The 24659-nt window shown below is 34.6% G+C and carries 20 protein-coding genes and 1 tRNA gene; 6 read left to right on the forward strand and 15 right to left on the reverse strand.

Going from position 1 to position 24659, the window contains the following annotated elements; all coding sequences use genetic code 11:
- Positions 1 to 2 precede the first annotated feature (2 nt).
- Positions 3 to 875, forward strand: coding sequence for a DMT family transporter (locus tag H5V42_RS01175; RefSeq protein WP_313792107.1), 873 nt, complete (start codon positions 3 to 5; stop codon positions 873 to 875).
- Here H5V42_RS01175 and H5V42_RS01180 read toward each other — a convergent pair.
- Genes H5V42_RS01180 through panB form a run of 3 tightly spaced genes read right to left on the reverse strand, consistent with a single transcriptional unit; the run spans position 872 to position 2967 of the window.
- Positions 872 to 1393, reverse strand: coding sequence for a DUF4252 domain-containing protein (locus tag H5V42_RS01180; RefSeq protein ID WP_185781285.1), 522 nt, complete (start codon positions 1391 to 1393; stop codon positions 872 to 874). The two genes, H5V42_RS01175 and H5V42_RS01180, sit on opposite strands and share 4 nt — an antisense overlap.
- Positions 1394 to 1424: 31 nt before the next feature.
- The gene (locus H5V42_RS01185; protein ID WP_185781286.1) at positions 1425 to 2126 is read right to left on the reverse strand and encodes an RluA family pseudouridine synthase; all 702 of its coding nucleotides are present in this window, start codon (positions 2124 to 2126) and stop codon (positions 1425 to 1427) included.
- A gap of 22 nt (positions 2127 to 2148) precedes the next feature.
- On the reverse strand, positions 2149 to 2967 hold the full coding sequence (panB, locus tag H5V42_RS01190) for a 3-methyl-2-oxobutanoate hydroxymethyltransferase (protein WP_185781287.1): 819 nt from the start codon (positions 2965 to 2967) through the stop codon (positions 2149 to 2151).
- A gap of 66 nt (positions 2968 to 3033) precedes the next feature.
- Here panB and H5V42_RS01195 point away from each other — a divergent pair, with 66 nt between their 5' ends.
- On the forward strand, positions 3034 to 3498 hold the full coding sequence (locus tag H5V42_RS01195; RefSeq protein ID WP_194336932.1) for a nuclear transport factor 2 family protein: 465 nt from the start codon (positions 3034 to 3036) through the stop codon (positions 3496 to 3498).
- A gap of 20 nt (positions 3499 to 3518) precedes the next feature.
- Positions 3519 to 4277: an NIPSNAP family protein gene (locus tag H5V42_RS01200; protein ID WP_185781288.1), complete on the forward strand. Its 759-nt coding sequence runs from the start codon at positions 3519 to 3521 to the stop codon at positions 4275 to 4277.
- 207 nt (positions 4278 to 4484) lie between these two features.
- Here the strand turns inward: H5V42_RS01200 and H5V42_RS01205 are convergent, their stop codons facing one another.
- A complete protein-coding gene (locus tag H5V42_RS01205; protein WP_185781289.1) occupies positions 4485 to 5909 on the reverse strand; it encodes an L-serine ammonia-lyase in 1425 nt (474 codons plus the stop codon).
- Positions 5910 to 6107: 198 nt separating this feature from the next.
- Between H5V42_RS01205 and dnaK the strand changes: the two genes are divergently transcribed.
- Positions 6108 to 8021: a molecular chaperone DnaK gene (dnaK, locus tag H5V42_RS01210; protein ID WP_185781290.1), complete on the forward strand. Its 1914-nt coding sequence runs from the start codon at positions 6108 to 6110 to the stop codon at positions 8019 to 8021.
- 242 nt (positions 8022 to 8263) lie between these two features.
- Here dnaK and H5V42_RS01215 read toward each other — a convergent pair whose 3' ends face one another.
- A complete protein-coding gene (locus H5V42_RS01215; protein WP_185781291.1) occupies positions 8264 to 8596 on the reverse strand; it encodes an ArsR/SmtB family transcription factor in 333 nt (110 codons plus the stop codon).
- A 124-nt stretch (positions 8597 to 8720) separates the two neighbouring features.
- Between H5V42_RS01215 and H5V42_RS01220 the strand changes: the two genes are divergently transcribed.
- Positions 8721 to 8805, forward strand: a tRNA-Ser gene (locus H5V42_RS01220).
- A gap of 290 nt (positions 8806 to 9095) precedes the next feature.
- Here H5V42_RS01220 and H5V42_RS01225 read toward each other — a convergent pair.
- The 7 genes from H5V42_RS01225 to H5V42_RS01255 all read right to left on the reverse strand — a co-directional run bounded on the left by H5V42_RS01225 (position 9096) and on the right by H5V42_RS01255 (position 19827).
- A complete protein-coding gene (locus H5V42_RS01225; protein ID WP_185781292.1) occupies positions 9096 to 9233 on the reverse strand; it encodes a hypothetical protein in 138 nt (45 codons plus the stop codon).
- Between the two features lie 119 nt (positions 9234 to 9352).
- On the reverse strand, positions 9353 to 10840 hold the full coding sequence (locus H5V42_RS01230; protein ID WP_185781293.1) for an ArnT family glycosyltransferase: 1488 nt from the start codon (positions 10838 to 10840) through the stop codon (positions 9353 to 9355).
- A gap of 97 nt (positions 10841 to 10937) precedes the next feature.
- Positions 10938 to 12374: a DUF1593 domain-containing protein gene (locus H5V42_RS01235; protein ID WP_185781294.1), complete on the reverse strand. Its 1437-nt coding sequence runs from the start codon at positions 12372 to 12374 to the stop codon at positions 10938 to 10940.
- A 529-nt stretch (positions 12375 to 12903) separates the two neighbouring features.
- Entirely contained in the window at positions 12904 to 14706 is a 1803-nt protein-coding gene (locus H5V42_RS01240) for a sensor histidine kinase (RefSeq protein WP_185781295.1), read from the reverse strand.
- Between the two features lie 388 nt (positions 14707 to 15094).
- Complete coding sequence (locus H5V42_RS01245; protein ID WP_185781296.1) at positions 15095 to 15979, reverse strand: PorP/SprF family type IX secretion system membrane protein; 885 nt, start codon at positions 15977 to 15979, stop codon at positions 15095 to 15097.
- Positions 15980 to 16002: 23 nt separating this feature from the next.
- On the reverse strand, positions 16003 to 18900 hold the full coding sequence (locus tag H5V42_RS01250) for a gliding motility-associated C-terminal domain-containing protein (RefSeq protein ID WP_185781297.1): 2898 nt from the start codon (positions 18898 to 18900) through the stop codon (positions 16003 to 16005).
- 204 nt (positions 18901 to 19104) lie between these two features.
- Positions 19105 to 19827, reverse strand: a complete 723-nt coding sequence (locus tag H5V42_RS01255) for a LytR/AlgR family response regulator transcription factor (protein ID WP_185781298.1) — start codon at positions 19825 to 19827, stop codon at positions 19105 to 19107.
- Between the two features lie 358 nt (positions 19828 to 20185).
- Between H5V42_RS01255 and H5V42_RS01260 the strand changes: the two genes are divergently transcribed.
- Positions 20186 to 21376 (forward strand): DegT/DnrJ/EryC1/StrS family aminotransferase, encoded by a 1191-nt coding sequence (locus H5V42_RS01260; protein ID WP_185781299.1) that lies wholly within the window; start codon positions 20186 to 20188, stop codon positions 21374 to 21376.
- An 8-nt stretch (positions 21377 to 21384) separates the two neighbouring features.
- Here H5V42_RS01260 and ribB read toward each other — a convergent pair whose 3' ends face one another.
- The 3 genes from ribB to H5V42_RS01275 all read right to left on the reverse strand — a co-directional run bounded on the left by ribB (position 21385) and on the right by H5V42_RS01275 (position 24656).
- Complete coding sequence (gene ribB / locus H5V42_RS01265) at positions 21385 to 22527, reverse strand: 3,4-dihydroxy-2-butanone-4-phosphate synthase (protein ID WP_185781300.1); 1143 nt, start codon at positions 22525 to 22527, stop codon at positions 21385 to 21387.
- Positions 22520 to 23938, reverse strand: coding sequence for an LptF/LptG family permease (locus tag H5V42_RS01270; RefSeq protein WP_229665649.1), 1419 nt, complete (start codon positions 23936 to 23938; stop codon positions 22520 to 22522). Before H5V42_RS01270 ends, ribB begins: the two co-directional genes overlap by 8 nt.
- Before the next feature lie 73 nt (positions 23939 to 24011).
- Positions 24012 to 24656, reverse strand: a complete 645-nt coding sequence (locus H5V42_RS01275; protein ID WP_185781301.1) for a LolA family protein — start codon at positions 24654 to 24656, stop codon at positions 24012 to 24014.
- Positions 24657 to 24659 lie beyond the last annotated feature (3 nt).

Raw genomic sequence — 24659 nt, forward strand, 5'->3', positions numbered from 1 at the left:
AGTTGAGTTTGAATCTAAAAGAAGGCAATCTTTCGCGCTTTTTGGAGCTTAATTTGGCTATGCTCTTGGTAAGTACATCTGGGGCCTTAGGACGATATATACAGCTAGCTCCAGCCCTAACCATTGCAGCAAGAGCTGCGATAGCTTTTGTAATTCTTTTTGGGTATTGTAAAATTAAGGGTGTTTCTTTAGAAGTGTCTAAATCTCATATAATTCCAATAGTACTTAGTGGTTTATTTTTGGGCGGGCATTGGGTTACCTATTTCTATTCACTTCAATGGTCGAATGTGGCAATAGGTATGTTATCTCTTTTTACTTATCCAATTCTAACAGCCTTTTTAGAGCCCATTTTTCTAAAAACACAACTACAACGAATGCACTTACTATTAGGTGTTTTGGTCTTAATTGGTATTTATTACTTAGTTCCAGATTTTAGTTTAGAGAATAGTAATACGTTGGCCGTTCTTATAGGATTGTTTTCTGCGTTACTTTATGCATTACGAAACGTTATTCTTAAAAAACAAGTTTCTGCTTATAATGGCTCAAGTTTAATGGCTTGGCAAATGGCAGTTATTGCAATTGTTTTATCGCCTTTTTTTTGGATTGAAGATAGTAGTGAGATAGTATCTCAATTACCTTGGATATTTACTTTAGCAATTGTAACCACAGTGCTTGGTCACACTTTATTCTTAATGTGTTTTAAGTACTTTTCAATTACTTCAATAAGTATTTTAAGTAGTATTCAGCCAATTTATGGCATTATAATTGGAGCTATATTTTTGAAAGAAATTCCTACTTTTCAAACAATTATAGGTGGCATATTAATACTAGCCGCTGTAGTAATTGAAAGTTTAAGAACACAAAAAACCGCTTAATTTGTGATGCCTGGAGTGTCTAAATTCATTTGAGGTAAAAGCCCTTCAGTAAACTTATCAAACTCTTGATTTTTAGCAAATTCTCTTACTTTTAAAGGGTCAAAATTTCCATTGAAATAGAGAAAACTTCCAAAGTTGCCATTGTTGTTGTACACCAAAATTTCTTTTACAACATCTCTTTTCTCTCGTATCGAAACTATATTTCGTTTTAGATTATCATTATTTCTAAAAATCTCAATGAAAGAATTTGAAGTAAAACCATCCATCTGTCCGTTTAAAAACCGGGTCCTAGAATCAGACTTACTGGGAAACTGCATGTATCTTAAATCTCTAGTGTTACCTACCATAGCTTTCATTTCTGGAGAAATACCGCTTATTAACGAAAACATAAATTGTGGAACTCTAAATGCAGTTACTTGGTTGTCGTTTTTGTGTGCTTCGTAAAAACTATCAATAGAATTGTAGCTACCACATGCGGTAAAGGTTAGTAGTAGTATACAGATTATTAAATATCTCATGGTAAAGTGTTTTGCTAAAAATAGAAAAAAATTAGAGACACGCACTCCAAAGAGGGTCATGGGGTGGAGGTGCTACCAAGGTAATTTTTTCTTTTTTAACGGGGTGCTCAAAAGTTAGACTTCGAGAATGTAAGTGAATACTTCCGTCTTTATTACTTCTATTGGCACCATATTTTAAATCTCCTTTAATACTACTACCTATAAAGGAAAGTTGCGAACGTATTTGATGATGTCGCCCAGTTTTTAAATCAATTTCAAGTAAAAAGTAATTGTTTAAAGTTTTCACCAGTTGATATTCAAGAATAGCTTTTTTGCTTTTTGGTACTTCACTGTTATGGGCATATGATTTATTCTGTTTTGGATTTCTAACCAGCCAATGCGTGAGTTTATCTTTTTGTTGGGGAGGTGCCGCGTTGACAATGGCCCAATATGTTTTTTGAGTTTTACCTTCAGCAAATAACTTGTTTAATCTAGGTAAGGCCTTAGAGGTTTTAGCAAAAACAACAATACCAGAAGTAGGCCTGTCTAATCTATGAACAACCCCTAAGTAAACATTACCAGGCTTGTTATATTTTATTTTAAGATATGTTTTAACTACATCAGAAAGAGGCGTATCTCCTGTTTTGTCACCTTGTACAATATCTCCAGGTCTTTTGTTGATAACAATTAAATGATTGTCTTCAAATAAAACTTGAAGGTTTTGAGGATTAGAATGGACGGTTTTATTAGACAAAGGAAAAGTTGATTTCTAAATTCTAATAGCTTTCACTTTCATTCGGAAAATCACTACTTTTTACATCGTTAACATATTGTCCAATTGCAGCACTCATATCATCATATAGATTCATATATCTGCGTAAAAATCTTGGATTAAACTCGTGTGTCATTCCTAGTAAATCATGAACAACAAGAACCTGGCCATCAACACCAGCTCCAGCTCCAATACCAATAACGGGTATGTTAACACTTTCTGCAACCTCTTTTGCAAGTTTTGCGGGTATTTTTTCAAGAACAATGGCAAAACATCCTATTTGTTCTAAAAGTTTTGCATCCGCTTTTAGTTTGTCTGCTTCTTCTTCTTCTTTAGCTCTAACCGTATAAGTGCCAAATTTATAAATGCTCTGTGGTGTTAATCCCAAATGCCCCATTACAGGTATACCAGCTTCTAGTATTCTACCAATTGATACTTGAATTTCAGAACCACCTTCTACTTTTACCGCATGGCCACCACTTTCTTTCATTATTCGTATTGCAGAGCGTAAAGCTTCTTTAGAATCACCTTGGTAACTGCCGAAAGGAATATCAACTACAACCAATGCCCTAGCAGCAGCCCTTACAACAGAAGTGGCATGATAAATCATTTGATCTAGCGTAATTGGTAAAGTAGTTTCGTGCCCCGCCATTACATTACTTGCAGAATCTCCAACAAGAATTACATCAACATTAGCCGCATCAACAATTTTTGCCATACTATAATCGTACGCCGTTAACATGGAAATTTTTTGTCCATGTTGTTTCATTTCTACTAATGATTTAACCGTAACCCTTTTGTATTCTTTCTTAGCTGTAGACATTTAAAAATCTTTGTGTCTAATGTAAGCAGATTTACTTAAATTGTTAGCAACTAAAAAATTCTAGTTTTGATATTTAAAAATCTTTTAGGCGTTGTTTTTCTGCTGTTATTTGTATCTGTTAGTGCTCAAGATGCCGAAAAACAAGAAGTTAGAAAAGTGGTTGAAGGTTTTTTTGAAGCTTTTCATAAACAAGATTCGGTAAGCATGAAAAAGTTTATGGCCGATGAAGTAGTATTACAAACCACAGGAAAAAACAAAGAAGGGGAGACCATATTGCAAACTCAAAAAATTGAAAAGTTATATGAATCCATTGTAAGTATACCAGATAGCGTTGAGTTTCAAGAAAAACTAACTTCTTGGAATATACAAGTAGATAGAACTATGGCTAATGCATGGGTTGGTTATGAATTTTGGTTAAACAAACAATTTAGTCATTGTGGCATAAACTCTTTTCAAATGGTGAATTTTAATGGCGATTGGAAAATAATTTACCTTATTGATACACGCGGTAGAGAAGGGTGTCTTGAATAAAAGTTAAAATTAATTTATGCATGGTGGTAGGTAAAATACAATTAAAAAGAATACTTACAGCGGTAGTTTTACTTATACAAACCGCTGTCTTAGCTCAAAAAGAAGTGTATGAATTACGCACGTATGAACTTGAGTTTTTTAAGTCAGATGAGCTTTTATTGAATTATTTTGAAGATGCTTTAATTCCTGCTTTAAATAAACAAGGGGTAAAACATGTTGGTGTTTTTGAAGAAACTGCCCAAGCCTTACCTAGAAAAATCTATGTATTGATACCGTATAATTCCATTGAAGATTATGTAGTCTCATTTGAAAACCTAACTAAAGATGAAGAATATCAACAAAATGGAGAAAAATATTTGAATGCGGGTGAAAGTGAAATTCCCTTCGACCGTTATGACACCAATTTAATACGTTCCACACTTGGTTTTCCTGAACTAAGAAAACCCAAAGAAGGATTAGATGTGTTGGAACTACGGATTTACAATAGTCACAATGAAGATGCCTTACGTAGAAAGGTGAAAATGTTTCAAAGTGAATTTAACATATTTAACGATGCAGGATTAGAAATGGTATTTTTTGGATACAATATTGCAGGTTCTCAAATGCCATGTTTAACGTACCTGCTAGCTGTTGAAAGTATGGAAGCACATGCAATAGGATGGAGTAATTTTTTACAACATCCAGATTGGAAAACATTGGTAGCTGAAGAGGAATATGCGCAATCAATGAATGAAATAACCAGAGTCTTTCTAAAACCACTCGCAATTTCTCAATTGTAAATATATTAGAGCACTAAAAGCTTATTACATGTACTTTACTAGTATTCTGTAGAACATCTAACAGGCTTAATTTCTTTAAGCTTGTTTTTGTATATGTTGAATTGTTATAATTTAAGCATTAAAGGTTCTAAAGAAATTTTTTTTAGCTTGTTCAACTTTGGTATCTATAGGTTTGCTGGCAATCAGTATAGTTAAAATGGCATTCAGTTAACAATCAGACAAGAAAACTCCCACGGCCAAACCACCTTCTGAAGTTTCTTTGTATTTACTGCTCATGTCTTTTGCGGTTTCCCACATGGTATTAACAACTTTATCTAAAGGAACTTTAGCATCACTAGGGTCTGTATCTAAAGCTAACTCTGATGCATTTATTGCCTTTATAGCTCCCATTGCATTACGTTCAATACAGGGAACCTGAACTAAGCCACCAATAGGGTCACAGGTTAAACCTAAATGATGTTCCATGGCAATCTCCGCTGCCATAAGAACTTGTTCAGGAGTTCCGCCCATAAGTTCTGTCAAGCCGGCTGCCGCCATTGCTGAAGATACACCAATTTCTGCTTGGCAACCACCCATAGCAGCGCTTATGGTAGCACCCTTTTTAAAAATACTACCTATTTCACTTGCCGTTAATAAAAAGGTTTTAACATCATCAAAGTTGGCATCATGGTTCTCAATAACCATATAGTACATTAACACAGCAGGTATTACTCCCGCACTACCATTTGTTGGGGCAGTAACAACTCTGCCAAGAGAGGCGTTAACTTCATTAACCGCTAGTGCAAAACAACTCACCCATTTAATTATTTGTCTGAATTTAACTTCAGTATTTCTAATGGCTTCTAACCATTCTTTAGGGGTGTTGTAAGACTGTGCTCCTAAAAGTTTTTGATTGAGCTCAAAAGCCCTTCTTTTTACGTTAAGTCCTCCAGGTAATTTACCTTCAGTATGGCAGCCAATATACATGCATTCAAGCATGGTTTCCCATATGTGCTGAATACCTTGGTTAATTTCTTCACTATTACGTAACGAAAGTTCGTTTTCTAAAACCACTTCAGAAACACTCATATGCTTTTCTGAGCAAAATTTCAACAACTCTTCTCCCGTTCTAATCGGACAAGGGAATTGCTTAAAGATCAAGTTGTTTTCCTTGGCATTTTCACGCTCTTCTTTAACTACAAAACCACCACCAATAGAATAATATGTTTCTGTAAAAACAGTGTTGTTAAGAAGAAATGCTTCTAATCGCATTCCGTTAGAATGAAACGGCAAAAAATCTTTATGAAAATGGATGTCTTTAGAAAAATTGAAAGCTATTTTATGATTTTTATTTAACCAAAGTTCGTTCTTGAGTTTAACTGTTTCTATTTTATCTGAAATAGTGTCACAGTCAATGGTAACAGGGTCTTCACCCAGTAAACCCAAAATAATTGCCACATCAGTAGCATGTCCTTTTCCTGTAAGTGATAAGGAGCCATACAGGTGAATTTTTAACTGTTTTACGGTATCAAGAGGATGTTCAGATTTGAGTTCTTCAATCCAGCGTTCGGCTGCTCTCCAAGGGCCTAGGGTATGAGAACTAGAAGGACCCACCCCAATTTTGAGCATATCAAATACGCTTATACACTCCATGTAATTTAGTTTAGTTAATCAAAGATAATGGTAATCCTAATTTTAAATTTTTAGAAGGTGGAGAATTATTGAATTATGCAATGTAATCAGACTACTCTTATTTGTAAAACTGTCACCTTGTCATAATATTTGACATGGCATGGTCATTGACATTTCAAAAGCGAGTTAAAAAGAATTCAACAACTTTAAATAGCGAAAATGAGTAAAATAATTGGTATTGACTTGGGTACAACCAACTCCTGCGTTTCGGTGATGGAAGGTAACGAGCCAGTTGTGATTCCCAATGCTGAAGGAAAAAGAACTACCCCTTCTATGATTGCATTCGTAGAAGGTGGTGAGATAAAGGTTGGTGACCCTGCAAAACGCCAGGCAGTAACCAATCCACATAAAACAATATACTCTATAAAAAGATTTATGGGGAACAAATTTTCTGAGTCTTCAAGAGAGGCAGGAAGAGTTCCTTATAAAGTGGTAAAAGGTGATAATGATACGCCAAGAGTAGATATAGATGGGCGTTTATATACACCACAAGAGTTATCAGCAATGATTCTTCAAAAAATGAAGAAAACAGCTGAAGATTATTTAGGGCAAGATGTTACTAGAGCAGTAATTACGGTGCCTGCGTACTTTAACGATTCTCAGAGACAAGCTACAAAAGAAGCAGGTGAAATTGCTGGTTTAACGGTAGAACGTATAATCAATGAGCCAACTGCTGCATCTTTAGCGTATGGTTTAGATAAAAAAGATACTGACCAAAAAATTGTAGTCTTTGATTTTGGTGGTGGTACACATGATGTTTCTATCCTTGAATTAGGAGACGGAGTATTTGAAGTATTAGCTACAGATGGTGATACCCACTTAGGTGGTGATGATGTTGACCAAAAAATTATTGATTGGTTAGCTGAAGAGTTTAAAAGTGATGAAGCTATTGACTTGCGTGAAGACCCAATGGCATTACAAAGACTTCGAGAAGCCGCTGAGAAAGCTAAAATTGAATTGTCTTCATCTGCACAAACAGAAATTAACTTACCATATGTTACAGCGACCGCTTCAGGACCAAAACACTTGGTAAGAACATTAAGTAAAGCAAAATTTGAACAGTTAATTGCTGACTTGGTTAAGAGAACAATTGAACCTTGTGAAAGTGCTTTAAAATCTGCAGGACTTTCTAAAAGTGATATAGATGAAATTATCTTGGTAGGTGGTTCTACAAGAATACCAGCGGTACAAGAAGCTGTAGAGAAATTTTTTGATAAGAAACCAAGTAAAGGTGTAAACCCAGATGAGGTTGTAGCTGTAGGAGCTGCAATTCAAGGTGGGGTATTAACAGGTGATGTAAAAGATGTATTGCTTTTAGACGTAACCCCACTATCATTAGGTATAGAAACTATGGGTAGTGTAAACACAAAGTTAATTGAAGCAAACACTACAATACCTACCAAAAAGTCGCAAGTATTTTCAACCGCTGCTGACAATCAACCATCCGTTGAAATTCATGTATTACAAGGTGAGCGCCCTATGGCAGCAGATAACAAAACCATTGGTAGATTTCATTTAGATGGTATTCCACCAGCGCCTAGAGGCACACCTCAAATTGAAGTAACTTTTGATATTGATGCAAACGGTATTATAAAAGTTTCAGCAACAGACAAGGCAACTGGTAAGTCTCAAGACATTAGAATTGAAGCTTCTTCAGGCTTAACAGATGAGGAAATTCAAAAAATGAAGGCAGAAGCTGAAGCTAATGCAGAGGCAGATAAAGCTGCTAAAGAGAAAGCCGATAAGTTAAATGAAGCTGATGGTATGATTTTTCAAACAGAAAAGCAATTAAGCGAGTTTGGAGATAAATTGTCAGATGATAAGAAAAAACCTATCGAGGACGCTTTAGAAGAATTAAAGAAAGCTTATGAAACTAAAGATTTGGCTGTAATAACACCGGCTTTAGATAAAATAAATGAAGCTTGGAAAGTTGCTTCTGAAGAAATGTATAAAGCTCAAGCAGAAGCGGCACAAGCCGGTGGTGCAGATACCGCTGATGCAGGTTCAGCAGAAGCTGGCGGGGCAACAGAAGGTGACAATGTTGAAGACGTTGACTTCGAAGAGGTTAAGTAAATTTCGATTATTTATATAGTTAAAAGCCCCTTAATTATTAATTAAGGGGCTTTTTCTTTTTCAATTTATAAGCAGTCAACCTTCATGGTTTTCTTAAGTAAAGCATTAGTCACTGCGTGTGCCAATAGCATTTCTATTTGAATGATTTCTTTAGATGAATATTATGGGTCAAAAGAGAAATAGTTGTTTTAATGTTTTATCGTATTCTAACCCATTAAAACCATGGAATAATTAAAATAGCACTAGCAACAGTCGTCTGTGTTTTTTAATTCTTGATTAAGAAATTCTGAGAATTTAATTTTCATTGAATTCCAATTATTTCTATTAATACAATAGCACACACTAGTACCCTCAACATCACCTTTTATAAGCCCCATATTTCTTAACTCTTTTAAATGCTGAGAAACGGTAGGTTGGGCAAGACCAATTACATCAACCAAATCACCACATACGCAGGCGTCTACCTTAAATAGGTGTTGTAATATGGCTATACGAGCAGGATGTGCAAATACTTTACCAATAAGTGATAACTCATTCTGCTTATCTGTAAAAATTTCTGTTTTAGCTAAACCCATACCTTCTATTCATAGCAATATTACGATTAATTTAAATAGTTAAATTGATTTTAGGTTAATTTTAAAAAATTTGGAATATGTTATTTATCATATAAAAAAGGTTAGTATATTTGCACCCGCAAAAGGAGAAATGGCAGAGTGGTCGAATGCGGCAGTCTTGAAAACTGTTGAGGGTCACACCTCCGGGGGTTCGAATCCCTCTTTCTCCGCTCAGAGATACCTTCTCAAATAAAAAAACCCTGTAATCTTATGATTTACAGGGTTTTTAATTTTTAACACTTTCATTTATAACAAATAAAATTAAGTTAAAAAGGCTTTAATTAGGTATCGGTACTAATGAGAACTCAATTGACACCTATCTACACTTAAATAGCAAAACAACACTTATACAGTTCTCTTCACAATCTAAAAAATGAAGCGTATTTTTTCAGCTTACTATCAAGGTCTAAATATCAGCAGTTTTCCTATGAACTTTTTGCGTAGATTAAGTTAAGCAAGGTTATTTTAGTTTCTTAAAAGCCTTAATCATTTCAATAGGCGATTTGTGGGGTCTACCTGCAGCTTTTTCAAAGTCAGAAGGCACATTATTTACACCGTTCTTAATTCCATTGTAAATTCCAGTAATAACAGTCCCCATGAAATCTCCAAGTTCTGCTTTTCGTTCCTTTTCATATTCCTTTACTGAAACAGAATTAAATTAAAGGTTTGTATTGAATACCTGCAGTACATAATCACATTTTTACCTACTGGCTATTTTCAGTCGAATATGTGCTCTTCATAATCTTTCCACCATTTTTCAATGTCCACTTTTGGTTTTCTACAAACATAAAGGGGAATTCCGTTCTCTTCTTCTATTGCATATTTGTGAGTAATTATTTGAATTAACTCGACTTCTTCAAAAATATATGAAACAGATGGCTTTTCATTACCCAAACTAATCCAAACATCTGCATCTTTATTCCCATATCCCCAAGTCCAAAAACTACCGTGTCTACTTATTGGATTTGGTAAGTTATATTGCTTCCCCAATATTTTAAGGGCTCCCGCTTCCCCGTAATTTTCTGCCCACAAAACACAATTTCTTTTCTCGTTAGGGTTTAATGATTGGTACACGCTATCTACCAATTTTATCTGCTCTTCCCAGCCAAACATATCGGCATAATCTCCTGTCAATTCAATTCGTCCATTCTTTTCTTCAAGATTTTTATAGGTGACAAATTTTTCAATTGGTAATATAGGTGTCGCTTCTGGAATAAAATAGACAGTAGGTGCCAGCGTAACAAAAGCAATTACATAAACCCAAACAGGTTTTTTAGCCAATAAACCCTCTATTTTAACCGCTCCGCTTGCAAAGAGTACAGGATAAATTGCAAATACATAATACGCTTTAGAATTGAGAAGCCACATTGTGGAAAATATTACTAGCGATGCAACCCCGATGGTTCTATATTTTTTTAAATTTTTGTCTGTTAGCAGTGCAACAATACCAAAAAGACTTATAATCAGTGTAAATGGAAAATTCAATTGTTCAAGCCCAAATTCTAATGGGTTAATTTTATTTAGCTGATTTTCATTTAGTACTTGCAAATGTTTTAAAAGCGGGAAATCATTTTGAATTTGCCATATCAAATTAGGCAAGAAAATCAACAATGAAATAAATGCAGATATATACAGCCATTTGTTTTTAAATAAATTCCCTTTCTTGTAAAAAAACAATCCAATAAAAAGCCCAAAAGCCCAAACTAATATGGTGTATTTGTTCATTAACCCTAAACCAAACGTAATTCCCAAGAGGATGAGAAATTTCTTGTTTTGCGAGTTGATAAATTTGATTGTGAAGTAAAACCCGAGTGTCCAAAATAGCTGGTTAAACGCTACAGGTTGAAATAGGGTATGGTTTCTGTAAAACGGAAGAAACGCTAGTATACAAATACCGCTAAGCAAAATAGCTTTTGATTTACCACCAAGTTCTTTTGCAATTAAACAGCATAGTACCAGAATTGCAACACCTGCAAGAGTTGGAAAAAGTCTTACTCCAAAAAGAGAATAATCAAAAAACCAATACGATAGCTTTCCAATTGCACCTATAAATGGCGGAAACTCCATAAAACCCCAAATTAAATGTTCACTTACTGATAAATGTAGGAGTTCATCTCTATGAAAGCCATAGTTTCTATTCCCAAGCAATTGAATGATAAATTTTATAAAAGATAAGGTTACAATTATTGCAGATAATTTTTTCATTCGTTGAGTTCAGCTTATAGGTAAAGTATGTATATGCGGCGTCACCAGCTTTTGGTGGGCATGACCGTTATATACACTGTTAACAGCTGTATTTGTTCTATTTAGGTTCAACTTCAATTATGATTCTCTTATATCTAGACAAAGGAGGCTTTCCTTTGTCTGTCACTTTTAAAATAATGTGAATTGTTTCAATTTCATCAACCTCAGGAGTTACTCCATATGTAGTATGTGCATTTTCTGGTTGACCCAGTTCAAACTCTCCATCGTATGTACCTGCTTCGAGATAAGGAAACCACAAAAAACTCAAATTATCACCATCAGGGTCAATTGAGTTAGAAGCATCTAACCCGAATGATTCCCTTGATTTAATAGTAATTTTATCAGCATGTGATAATTTTGGTATCGGCGGATGATTAGCTTCTTTATATGACATAATACTCCAATCCATTCGTGCAGCAAAGTCGTTTTGAAAGTCATCCCTCCATCTCCATAAGGTTTCTTTATATCCTTTAAAAACAGTGGTATCTTTTTTAATATTTCGTCCATATTTACTTGGAATATAGCGTATGTAGTTGTCAATGGCATTTGTCCAGATAGGTCTTGTTTCAGGTGCAATTTGAACAATTGACCCACCTTCTATTGTTTTTGAAAAATCTGGTTTATATAATTCATATCTACCTCCCCAGCCACCCCAATTTGGGTGTTCAGCATTATGCAATCCATTTGGAATTAATGATAAAAATGCTGGTGTGTCACCTTCTACTCCCCACGAAACATCAGGGTATGCCGCTCCAAGAGGGCCATGACCTTGTTGGATGTGTTCAGCAAGCCAAGAATTGCTAATTGAAGAGTTATCTATTTTATCAAATACTACATTAATGCCTGTCCATGTAGCACTATTATAATTATCTCCTGGAGATACAATATAAAACAGGTCAGGAAAGTTATTTCTAATCCAAATACCACTATCATCTTGGTCAGAAATTGTGTAAACTCGCAATTTAGAAATCAATCTACGTGCCTCATTTTTACTCTTAGTTTTCCTTATTTTATGAAGCGACTGCGCCAAAGTATTAACGCCACCCCAAACCGAAATCCAAAGTGGTCTGGCATCTTCTTTTTCCAATTCTTGAATTATCCAATCAGACCCTTCCGAATCAAAACCATCTCCAACGGCGGTCATACCATAATTAGGCAATCCACTCTTTACGATGTTTAGTAACTCATTTTCTGTAGGAAAACCTTCTTCATGTTTAAGTAAATTAGGTTGAACTTTACCATAGGCATTAATTACTTTAATTATAAACTCTGGATTCACTTTATCAGTATGCCAGCAAGATGTAGTAGCAACTAACCCTTTGATATCTATTTGATTGGAGTATAATAAAAGTCTAATTAAAGATTGGGTATCATCTGGGTCGGCTTCAATATCGGTTAAAATTATCACCCTATTTTTTTGAAAAGCTTGAGCGTTTAGAACTTGAATTGAAATCCCAATAACAATGGTCAATAGAATTAGTTTTACTCTTCCCATATTTATTTTATATTTTGCTCTTCGATTGCCGCTAAAGGTTTTACTAGGTCTCAGATACCGGTTTTAAGCTACTATTTTTCGGTTTAGCATTTAAGATAGTAATTCCGTGTGGATTCAGCCAGCTCTTTGCGTAGTCAAATCGGCCGACATTAGCGAAGCTACCAATGAATTCTTATGGAAAACAATAAAAAGGAAATGAATAAACTGCAGTTATACTTTGTTGCGCTTTCGTACTATTTATTCCGATTTATATACTTCAAGTTCGATTTCAACCATAAATTCGGGTAATGCAACCTTTCACTATAAAAGTATAGGTTTATTTAGTGGTTTTTAAATCAAAGTTTTAGGCAATTAACTCTTCAATATTCCTTCAATAATTCTAATTTGACTAATAATTTTTTGGTTCTAATGGTTTAAAACTATTGCACTCATTTTCAATTAGGTATTAGGGTAAATAATACCTAACCTAAGACACTGAAACTAAAGTTTTTAATTATTTCGATTTTCATTTAATACAACTCGTAAAGATTTAGGCAACTTTTAATCTTTCTCCAGTATCTTTAAATGTGATGGTATAAACTGCTCCGTTATCATAACTGTAACGGCATTTACCAGACAACTGTTTTACTAGACGTTGTACAAGCCATAATCCCATATTGTTAGGATTTAAAAATTGTTCTTTACTATTTAAACCATTACCATTATCTTTTAAGATAAGCTTATAAAATGAGCTTTCTTTTTCTTTTTCAATACTTATTGTTAGTGACGGATATTTATTAGTAAACCCGTACTTAAAGCAATTGGTGATAAGCTCATTTAAAATTAAACCTAAGGGTATGGCTGTATCAATATCAAATTTATAATTCGGAATATTCAGTAAAATTCTTGGGTTTATGGTTCCAATAGCTGATATTTCAGCTATGAGTTTATTTACATACTCACTTAAGGAGATTTTTAAACTATCATCTTTATAAAGATTTTGATGAATAAGCGCCATAGATTTAATTCTATTTTGACCTTCTTCAACCATTTTTAATGCATTTTTATCTTCAATACCTGTAACCTGTAATTCTAATAAACTTGAGAGTAATTGAAAATTGTTTTTTACTCTATGATGCATTTCTTTAAAAAGTAATTGCTTTTCATTTAATAAGCGTTCTTTTTCTAAAAGGGTATTACTAATTAGATTATTTTTTTGCTTTAAAATTTTATTCTTTTTGGTGTTGAAATAAAGCAAGAGTAAGGAAACCCCAAAAAGCGCGGCAACTAAACTGGCTATAATACCGTAGTATTTACTTTTTTGTTTAGATAATAATAATTCTCGCTCTTTTTGTTGAACTGCTTTTTCTGTTTGGAAATCAGCTAAGGATTGCGATAAATCTTCAGAATATGTTTTTCTGGTAACATCAATAGCTTTATCCTTAAATCTAAACGCTTCGGCATATAGTTTTTTACTATATAACAATTTTGAAGTAAAATTTAAAACATGGTAATAATCATTCGGCACTAATACATTTTGAGAAATAGAATCGATTTTATTACCAAATTCTGGGTAAGTTTTTACGTTAAATATTTTAAATATTTCTTTTTGTAATTTATGGTCTTTTGGTAAATATGTAAGAAATTGAGCATATAAAGAGTAGGAGTGTGGTCTTGTTTTAACATCATTGTATAGTTGGTTTAATAGTTGAGACACTCTCTTATGGTTACCACCTTTAAAAATATAGGCATCAATTAAGTGCACCATATTTTTTGCCTTGTACGGACTTGGAGTAGCTAATCCAGATTCAAGCTCAAGTACTACTTCACTTTGCGTTATAAATTCTTCTAAATTTCTATCTGCAACAAGAAAATCACATAAATGGTATAAACTGGTTATTTGAATTAATTTATCGTTTAATTCTTTACCAATTTCAAAAGTATTCTGACAAAGCTCCTTACCTAATTCAATTTTATTTTGAATAACATAGATTACCATTTCAAAGGTTTCTACCAAAGCTCTTGCTTTATTTACATTGTCTGTTTCAATAGAATAACTATCTATGTATTTAAGCAATTCAACCTTAATTATTCTGGCTTCGTCTAAGGTGGCAGTTTCATCTGCTAAAGCCATCATTTGCAACCATTTAATTTTTACATACTCATAATTGAAATCATCAGAAGTTTCAGGTATTTGAATAGTGTTATTTATAAAATCTGATAATTGATTATTACTACCCGGGATAGCAGAAGCACTTATTAAGAACGTATAGTATTCTTTGTAAGAAGTGGGTTGTTGTAGCGCAATTTTATTAAGAATCTTATGGTATTGATTTAAGCTATCAAATTCCATTATTTTGAACAATTTAACAGCGTTTAAATACTCTTTTTTAAGTATTAATTCTTCAATTTTTTGGAGATTATTTTGGTATATCTTGTTTTGTAAATTATCCTGACCAAACGTAAAATTTAAGGCAAAAAATAATAGTAAGCTGAATATTCTTCGAATTATTTTTGAGCTAAATAGGAACATTTATTTACGAATTTGATAACTCCGAATAGTTGGAGGTTTTATTATTCTAAATCCGAAATGTACTTATGAAAAACTAAAATGTTACCAGTTTCTGAAATAATGTTCCAAATATTCAAAAATCTGTTCTAAATGAAATAAAAAATAAAAAGAGGAGCAAACGCTCCTCTTCTTCCCAAATCTTTAACCTAACATTATTTCAATGTGATGTTTAAAGACTAAAATTCATAAACACTTCATGAGAACCATTTCCATTTCTCGCTATAGCGTTTTCAAACTCTGTGATATAGGCATAGCCTATATTAATCCATTCCGAGGCATTCCATATAAACATTCCGCCAATGCCTTCATTTAATCGGTATGAAAGTCCAAAATCAACTTCTTTATATTCCATAGTGGCGGTTACGTCTAATGATAAAGGTGTAGCATTAATGTATCTAACCATTACCGAAGGCTTAAACATCCAATCAGTTGAAATAGCTACATCATAACCAGCTGTCAAATAGGTATGTAATCTATTTTCATCTAGGCTTAATTCTCCTTCATCATCATTTAACCGTTCAGAGGCTAAAATTTTAGGAGCAGAAATAGCAACAAAATATTGCTCACCTTGAAGCAAGGCTCCTAAACCAAGATTGAATTTAAATCCTCCTCTTAAATTTGTTAATGAGGGGTCTTGGGAGTCTCCAAAGGTGAGTAAACCAGCGGTGTTAGCATTATAAGAATTTCCTCCGGCCTTCATACCTAAATACAATGTATTAGTTGCAGAAAGCTTTAATTTATAAGAAAAATCTGCCATAACTAATGTTTGTTGTTCTATAAACGTTCTATCATTAATTACAGAAACGCCAAGGCCAACATTATTACCTGTATTGGTGCTAAAGAAGAAACTTTGGGTTTCAGGAGCTCCTTCTATACTAGACCATTGACTTCTAAAATTTATGCCTAATACGGTTTCTCCGTTTGAACCCGCATAAGCAGGATTAACCAAGTTCATATTGTAGCGGTAAAGCGTGTAGTGTGTGTCTTGTTGTGCACTCGCCACAAAAGCGGTTAATAAAATTATAAGTATTGTATATATATTACGAAATTTCATTGTTTTGTTTTTTTGATTGGGAATTAATAATTGATAAATATCCATCCGTCTATTGGTGCTGTACCATTGGCAAGGTCAATGACATAGTAATACGAACCGGCAGGTAATTTTGTTGAGAAATCTTTGTAATACCCTTCCCAATCATTTTGATATCCAGTTGCACTAAAAACTTCATGTCCGTATCTATTAAATACTTTAACAATTGCATCTGGAAATTCATCAACAGCTCTAATCACCCAAGTATCATTAATACCATCACCGTTTGGAGTAAAAGCTTCAGCAGGTGTTAACTTACCAATACTACAATCTGATGTAGGTAAAGGCTGACCTCCAATTGATTCACAATCATTGTTTGGGTCGGTACCGTCAATAGCCTCCTGGTTGTCACTAATGCCATCTCCGTCAGAATCAGTATTGTTTGGGTTAGTTCCCATATCTAATTCTTCTTGGTTGGTAAGTCCATCTCCATCACAATCAGAACTTCCTAAAGGTGTGCCATTAACCGAATCACAATCATTTACAGGGTCAGTGTTATCGATAACTTCTTGACCATCTTGAACTCCATCTCCGTCAGAATCAGGATTATTTGGGTCTGTACCAAGGTCAATTTCCTCATCATTTGTTAATCCGTCAGCATCACAATCAGAGTTTCCTAGCGGTGTTCCACCATTGGATTCACATACGTTCGTAGGATTTGTATTATCGATAACTTCTTGTCCGTCTTCAATACCGTCACCGTCAGAATCAGGATTGTTTGGGTCTGTACCTAGAGCAATCTCTTCATCATTAGATAATCCATCATTATCGCAGTCAGATGCTCCAACAGGTGTTCCCCCTACAGAATCACAATCATTTACAGGATTAGTATTATCAATAACTTCTTGTCCGTCTTCAATACCATCTCCATCAGAATCTGGCGCGTTAGGATTTGTACCAAGGGCAATTTCCTCGTCATTTGTTAATCCGTCAGCATCACAATCAGAGTTTCCTAACGGTGTACCATCAACAGATTCACAGTCGTTATTCGGGTCAGTTTCGTCTTCAGCTTCTTGACCGTCTGAGATACCATCATCATCAGAATCAATATCTGTTGGGTTGGTAATAGTTCCGTTAGGATTATTTGGCGTAGAAGGATTATCAATTCCGGTAGTTTCTTCACCATAGGTTAAACCATCACCATCACAATCAGAATCTAACCATATTGGGTTTGAAATTACCTCGTCACCAGTTATTCCGTTATCAACACATGGATTAGTTGGTTCAGGGTCATCACTATTGGGAGTTCCATCCCCATCATCATCTGGGTCGGTAACTGAGAAAGAAACAACAGCGGTAGCACAAATAGCAGCGCCACTTTCATCATTACAAACTTGGTATTCAACAGTCACAGTAGCCCCAGCTTCGCCAGAGGTAGGCGTATAAGTTAACTCTCCTGTATTGGCATCAAAATTTACCGTACCAGCGGCAGAGCCGTTACCAGTATCGCTTAAAGAAGTAGTACCTAGATTGTTGGTATCAGAATTCGTTAAGAAATCATCGTTGGCAAGAATAACAACAACTTGCGCATTGCCAGCAGCTGCAGAAGCACTATCTGCCGTTGCCGTAGGTGTAGTAGGATTAGCATCACTATCATCAGGATTACCATCTCCATCGGTATCGTTATCATAAGGGTCGGTACCAGCACTATCTTCGTCACCATTGTTTAAGCCATCGCCATCACAATCGGCCGCGGCCCAAACCGTATTACCACTATCATACCCCGTATAACCCACAGCTTGTGCTGGTAGACAAGGGTCGTTAGGGTCAATATCTACGCTATTGGGAATACCATCGCCATCATCATCTGGGTCGGTTACAGAGACTGAAATAGTTGCATTATCACAAATATTGCTACCACTAGCATCATTACAAACTTGATAAATACCAGTTACAGTATTTCCTGCCTCACCAGAAGTTGGTGTATAATTAACTTGGCCTGTAGATGCATCGTAATTAAAGCTACCACTAGCCGTTCCACCAATGAATGTTACCGTGGTATTTCCAAGGTTGTTTGTATCAGAATTTAATAGATAGTCATCGTTGCCAAGAATATCATAACTACCGGAAACGCCAGAAAATCCATTTCCAAAATCATTGTTAGCAGTTGGTTGATTTGGATTTGGGTCGTTACCATTAGGATTACCATCTCCATCGGTATCACCATCACAAAAATCTGGAACACCATCGTTATCAGTATCAACATTATCATCGCCACCAGGACATATATCGTTATTATCATCTATACCATCGTTATCAGAATCTACAACTGAAATTGCATTTAAGGTGACCGAAATTTGAATAGACTCAAAGTTTCCTGAACCACCTGAATTGTTACCAGGGTACAATTCAAGCGTTTCAAAAGTATTTGTTGCCGTAAATTGAATTGTTTGGGTACCCCAAGTATTCTGATTAATACCATTTACGGTTTGTATGGTTCCTGTGCCAACTCTATATCTAAATAAGTCGTTAAATATAGGAGAGTATTGCGTAGATTGGGAAGTTAAGGTGTATAGTTGTAATTCATACAGCACACCCGGAACAAGTCCAGTCATTGTGGTTCCTACAATTTCTTCAGTACCAGATGGTCCTAAATCACGTAGTGAAATCCAATTGGTATGACCATTTGGTGGTAAGGGTAGTGGTGCGCCCAACCAAGGAGTTCCACCACCACTAGTACCTGAAGCTGCTGCTGTATTTCTATCAGAAACGTCTGGCGTACCTAAAATTACGTTCCAGCCCGGAGGTGCACATATTGCACAATTAGCACTTCCATCAGAGGCAGGTATAGACTGCGCATTACTGGTATACATACCTCCAAATAGTAAAATAAGAAAGAAGGATAATAAATGGTCTTTAAAGAGATGACCGTAGTTTTGGTTCATGTTTGTTGATTTAAAGTTTTGTTAGCGTTTGAAGTTTTAGAAAAACACTATGCTTTTCACTAGCTATTAAAACTTTTAACCTCTTAAAACATTATCTTAACTTACATCAATGTTCTAAACCATAAATATGCAGTTCTAACCTTATAGTTTGTTGTTCTCAACGGTGTAGTAAAATTTGAAAGATTGGGTAATGTTCATGAAAATTTAGATTAGGAGAACCTTTTCAAATAACTTTTCTTTAAAGCTTTTACCAATTGGAATTTCTATTTCATCAAGCATTAAAGAATCATTTTTTATACCAGTTATGCTTCTAGAATTAACGATAAATCCTCTATGTACTCTTACAAAATAGTTGCCAAGTTTTTCGATGATATCATTTAAGCTACATCTAACCAATTTTTTGGAGCCATCTTTCAAGAATATTTCTATGTAAACATGCGCACTTTTAACATAAATAATATCATCAAAACCTATTTTAGAAAAAACACCATCAGATTTTAAAAAAAGTGCATCATTAATAAGCAAGTTTTCATCTTCAACACTACCAGTTATTTTTGCGTAATTGTAAAGTGCAAGTTCTACCGCCGTATAAAGCTCGTTTTTGGTAAAAGGCTTTACTAAATACGCTTGCGGATTAACTTTTTTAGCCTCATCTACCGTTAAAGAATCTACGTTGGAACTTAGAAATAGAAAAGGAAAATCATAATCATCCTGAATTTTTTTACCAAGGTCAATTCCACTTTTTTGACCTGATAATTGAATGTCTAAAATCGCAATATCTGGTTTTTTCAATTTAATAGCTGCTAAAGCATCGGTATAATTTAATACCGGTTCAAAAACTTCATAACCTAATGCCGTTAGGTTTTTGCAAATAGATTCAGCTATAAGAATTTCATCTTCAACTACTAAGATTGAAACTTTGTCCATGATTTAGTGTTTAACGTATTAGAAGGCGAGTAAAAATATAACGAATAGACATTAAAATGCTATGCTATTTAAATAAAATTGAGTCAATGCAATAAGATGACACTATATTTAGAAAGTAATTAATGTTTCTAAATAATTAAATAGATATGTTTAAAATTCGTTTAAAAGCTATGAATAGGGGCATAATTAGAATATAAAATCTAATCAATAAATGAGTTCGATTTAGTACTCTTTGAGATGAAAAACTTGGTTGCTTACCCTGTTTACTTTTTGTTGAGACCCTATTTCTCCGCATAAAAGGCTTTACAAATATTTGTGAAGCCTTATTTTATGCATTTATTTTACAAAAAAATACTACATGCCAGGATTCGAGCTTTTCGGTGATTTAGAGAAAAAACAAGTGCAAGATGTTCTTGATAACGGGGTTTTAATGCGTTACGGTTTTGATGCAATGCGTAATAACCATTGGAAAGCTCTAGAACTAGAAAAGGCCATAGGAGAACGAATGCAAAGTACTTATGTTCATACGGTTAGTAGTGGAACGGCTGCATTAACGGTAGCCTTAGCAAGTGCGGGTATTGGTGCTGGTGATGAAGTAATTATGCCCACATTTACTTTTGTTGCAAGTTTTGAATCTATTCTAGCTATTGGAGCTATACCTATTTTAGTAGATATTGATGATACATTAACCCTTAAGCCCGAAGCGGTAGAAAAAGCAATAACCGAAAAGACAAAAGTGGTTATGCCGGTTCATATGTGTGGTTCTATGGCCAATTTATCTGCTTTAAAAACCATTTGTAAGAAACATAACTTGCTGCTTTTAGAAGATGCGTGCCAAGCAATCGGAGGAAGTTACCAAGGTAAACCTTTGGGTAGTATAGGAGACTTAGGTTGTTTCTCTTTTGATTATGTTAAAACAATTACTTGTGGAGAGGGTGGAGCGTTAATTACAAATGAAAAAACCTATTATGAAAACGCTCATATGTATGCTGACCATGGGCATGACCATATTGGAAATAATAGGGGAGCAGAGGCGCATCCGTTTTTAGGTTATAATTTTAGAATATCAGAGTTGAATGCTGCTGTAGGTTGCGCTCAAATTGAGCGTTTAGACGAGTTTTTAGCTATACAAGAACGTAATTATACTATTCTGAGAAATGCCTTAGAAGCGGTTACTAATTTACAATTTAGAACAGTGCCTGAAGGTGGTGTTGAAAACTATTCTTTTTTAAATTTCTTTCTAAAAGATGAAGAAACAGCGCGCATTGGACACCAAGCACTTTCTAATGCTGGAATTGATGCCTGCTTTTATTGGTTTGATAATAACTGGCACTATTATAGAAAATGGGAACATTTAACTAGCAAAATTTCGTTAGGAAAATTGCCTAAAGAGGTTCTTGAGCAACTACCTGATTACAACACTTCAGATTTTTCTGTTTCTGACCATTGGATGGGTAGAAACATCTCTTGTCTAATAAAAATTGGTTGGACCGAAGAAGAAGTACAGCAAAGAGCTCAAAAAATGAAAACGGTATTAAGTAACTTGTAAAGAAGCACTTAATAACCTACATACGCTACAATTTCTAAACCATAACCCACCATACCAACGCGTCTTGTTTGTTGAGAATTGGAGAGTAATTTTATTTTTGAAATGTTTAGGTCGTGCAGTATTTGTGCGCCAATACCAAAATCTTTTGCGTCCATTTCAATTTTTGGCGCTTCATGTACTCCTTGTTTTTGAATGTCTTTAAACTCTGCTAAGCGACTTAATAAGTTAGACCCTTTTTGACTTTGGTTAATAAATACCATAGCACTTTTAGGTTCACTATTGATGGCTTCAAACATAGCCTTTAGTTGCTTGTCAGGGTTTTTGGTTAACGTTCCAAGAATATCATTATTAACAAGCGTTGAGTTAATTCTTGTAAGTACGGGCTCATCACTATTCCAGCTACCTTTAGTAAGTGCAATGTGCACTTCATCATTTGTAGTTTGCTTGTATGCACGTAACCTAAAATCACCAAAGCGAGTACTGATGGTAAAGTCTTCTTTTTTGTCAATTAAGCTATCGTGCTCCATTCGGTAAGCCACTAAATCTTCTATTGACACTAATTTTAAATTGAATTTTTTGGCTACAGTGACTAACTCTGGTAAGCGAGCCATTGTGCCATCTTCATTCATGATTTCAACAATAACTCCAGCAGGTTTTAAGCCAGCTAATCGAGCAAAATCAATGGCTGCTTCTGTATGGCCAGTTCGTCTTAACACACCGCCCTCTTTGGCAATTAGAGGAAAAATATGGCCAGGTCTTGCTAACTCGTGAGGTTTACAACCATCATCAGTTAGTGCTAAAACGGTTTTGGCTCTATCTGCAGCTGAAATACCTGTGGTTACTCCTTTACCTCTTAAATCAACAGATACGGTAAATGCGGTTTCTAGAGGGTCAGAATTGTGGGTTACCATTTTATGTAATCCTAACGAATTACATCTACCTTCAGTTAATGGTGCACAGATTAAACCACGACCATGGGTAGCCATAAAATTTATCATTTCAGGAGTAACCAACTCGGCTGCGGCCAAAAAATCACCTTCATTTTCTCTGTTTTCATCATCAACTACAATTATCACTTTTCCTTGACGAATATCTTCTATGGCTTCTTCAATAGTATTGAGCTGTATTTTATGTTCAGCTATTTTACTCATCTGACGTTTTCTTTTTTCTTTTAAAAATACTGGTAATTCTATCAAATACATTACCTATACTCATAAGGCCTTTGTCGTTGGTTGCCCTACGGGTTAGAATAATACTAAACGGAAACATAATTAACGTTGCAAACCATGCACCTAGAGCAGGCTCCATGTTTCCTTTTTTTGCATAATTCTCAGCAAAAACTCCCAAAAAATAATAGCCTAGAAATAACAATATAGCCACTACCATTGGTAAGCCAATTCCTCCTTTTCTAATAATTGCGCCTAAGGGTGCACCTACAAAGAATAGTATAATGCATGAAAATGCTAAGGCGAATTTTTTATGTAATGATAAAATGTGACGGTTATAAATTTCGTATCGCTTATTAAGTTCAGTTTTCTTACTTCTAATGGTATTCAAAATATTAGTTACTGAATTTTTTGCGTTTGTTAAGCTTTGAGACCGCTGCCATTCTGGTAAAATTGACAACAAATCTTTTGTCTGAGTAGCGGTAGTGTCTTCAATTTTATTTAACGCTTTTGCGACTTTTTGAGAGGGTTTTAGTTGAATACTATCTTTTTCTTTAGCTACGGGGAATGCCCCCATTCTGGCAGTTATATTTTTAGAAAAGGCATTTACCTGATTCACATTATTATCGTAAAGTGAATCAATATCTTTTCGTAATCGAGAAACATTTTTCATTTTATCTGTAGTAACATCAGACTCCGCTTCTAGGTCTTGGTTGTTTAAATCAGAAATATCAATGTTTTTGATGTAGGTTTCAAATTCAGACTTGGCAAAAGGATGCTTTCGTTGATTTTTAGAGGAAGAAGAACGTATTTCTTCATAGTAATACCCATTATTTAAAACCAAAGAAATTAAATCAGAATCTTCACTACTTACCAATTCACCATCTTTAGCTTTAATAACGGTTTTATTAATTGATTTTTCTTTTTGGTGAATAATAACATCTTCTAGAAATTGGTCTTTATCCCCAGATTTTTTACTAACCTTCATATTCATATCCGTACCTTCAATATCACTAAAAACGCCTTCGACAATAACCGCCGCTGGTTTTACTTTAGCGATATTCTTACGCATATTATAAATCTTTTGCTCAGAAATAGGTATTACGTTATTTGCAAGAAAGAAGGTGCCAATACCCAGTAAGGTTACAAAAACAACTATACTTCTCATGGCTTTCTGTAAAGAAATTCCGGAAGCTTTCATGGCTGCGAATTCATAATTCTCAGCAAATGTTCCAAAGGTTAAAATTGAAGAAAGTAAAACCGTTAAGGGCAGTACTTTATCTATAAGTGTAGGGGTATAGTAAAGCAAAAACTTGCCAATAATTAGCAAGTCTAAATCTTTACCAGCCAAGTCGTCTATAAAAAGCCAAATGGTCTGAAATATAAATATGACCATTAATATGGCAAACGAGCTAAAGAAATTATATAGAAAACGCGATAAAACGTATCGGTCAATTATGGGCAGCACGCTAGTTTTTTATTATATAGTAGCCTTCATCTTCGAATTTGGCTTCGTCAAAGGTAAACAAGCTTTTTGATAAGGTCTGATTGCTTTTGAAAGAATTAACGGTAATAGTGGTTTTGGTACCGTTTTTGCCGGTTTCAATTAGTTTATAAATGTGTTTAGTTTGCGCGTCTACGCCTAGTAAAATAGTTTTAATTTCAGAATTACTATCAATAGGTGTAAGCTTTACAAATTGAATTTTTCTCCCCGAAACATTTTGTAAGATATCCCAAGCGTAGTTATGACCTTCTTTATAAAAAGTTAGCATTTTAGAGGGAGTCACGGTATCGTCATCATCTGTTTTGTCTTCAATGGTTACCTCTTCATTGTCTGGTACAATGGTGTAAACTTTGGTGCCATCAAACATTTGAGTAGAACCAAATAAGTTGGCAATATATTTATTTCCTTTTAGGGTCACATTACCTTGGGTTTCTTGTTTTACACCAGCATCTGGATTTTCTAAAACGTAGGTAAAATCAATTTTAATATTGTCATAAGAAGTTACTGTGCTATACACATCTTCCAGTAAATCTTTTGCTTTTTGGGCATCTTGAGCCTGCACTGAAAACCCAAAAATTACTATTACTATAACGGTAAATATCTTTTTCATTTT

The sequence above is a fragment of the Croceivirga lutea genome, from assembly GCF_014235875.1.
Classification (GTDB): Bacteria; Bacteroidota; Bacteroidia; order Flavobacteriales; family Flavobacteriaceae; genus Croceivirga; species Croceivirga lutea.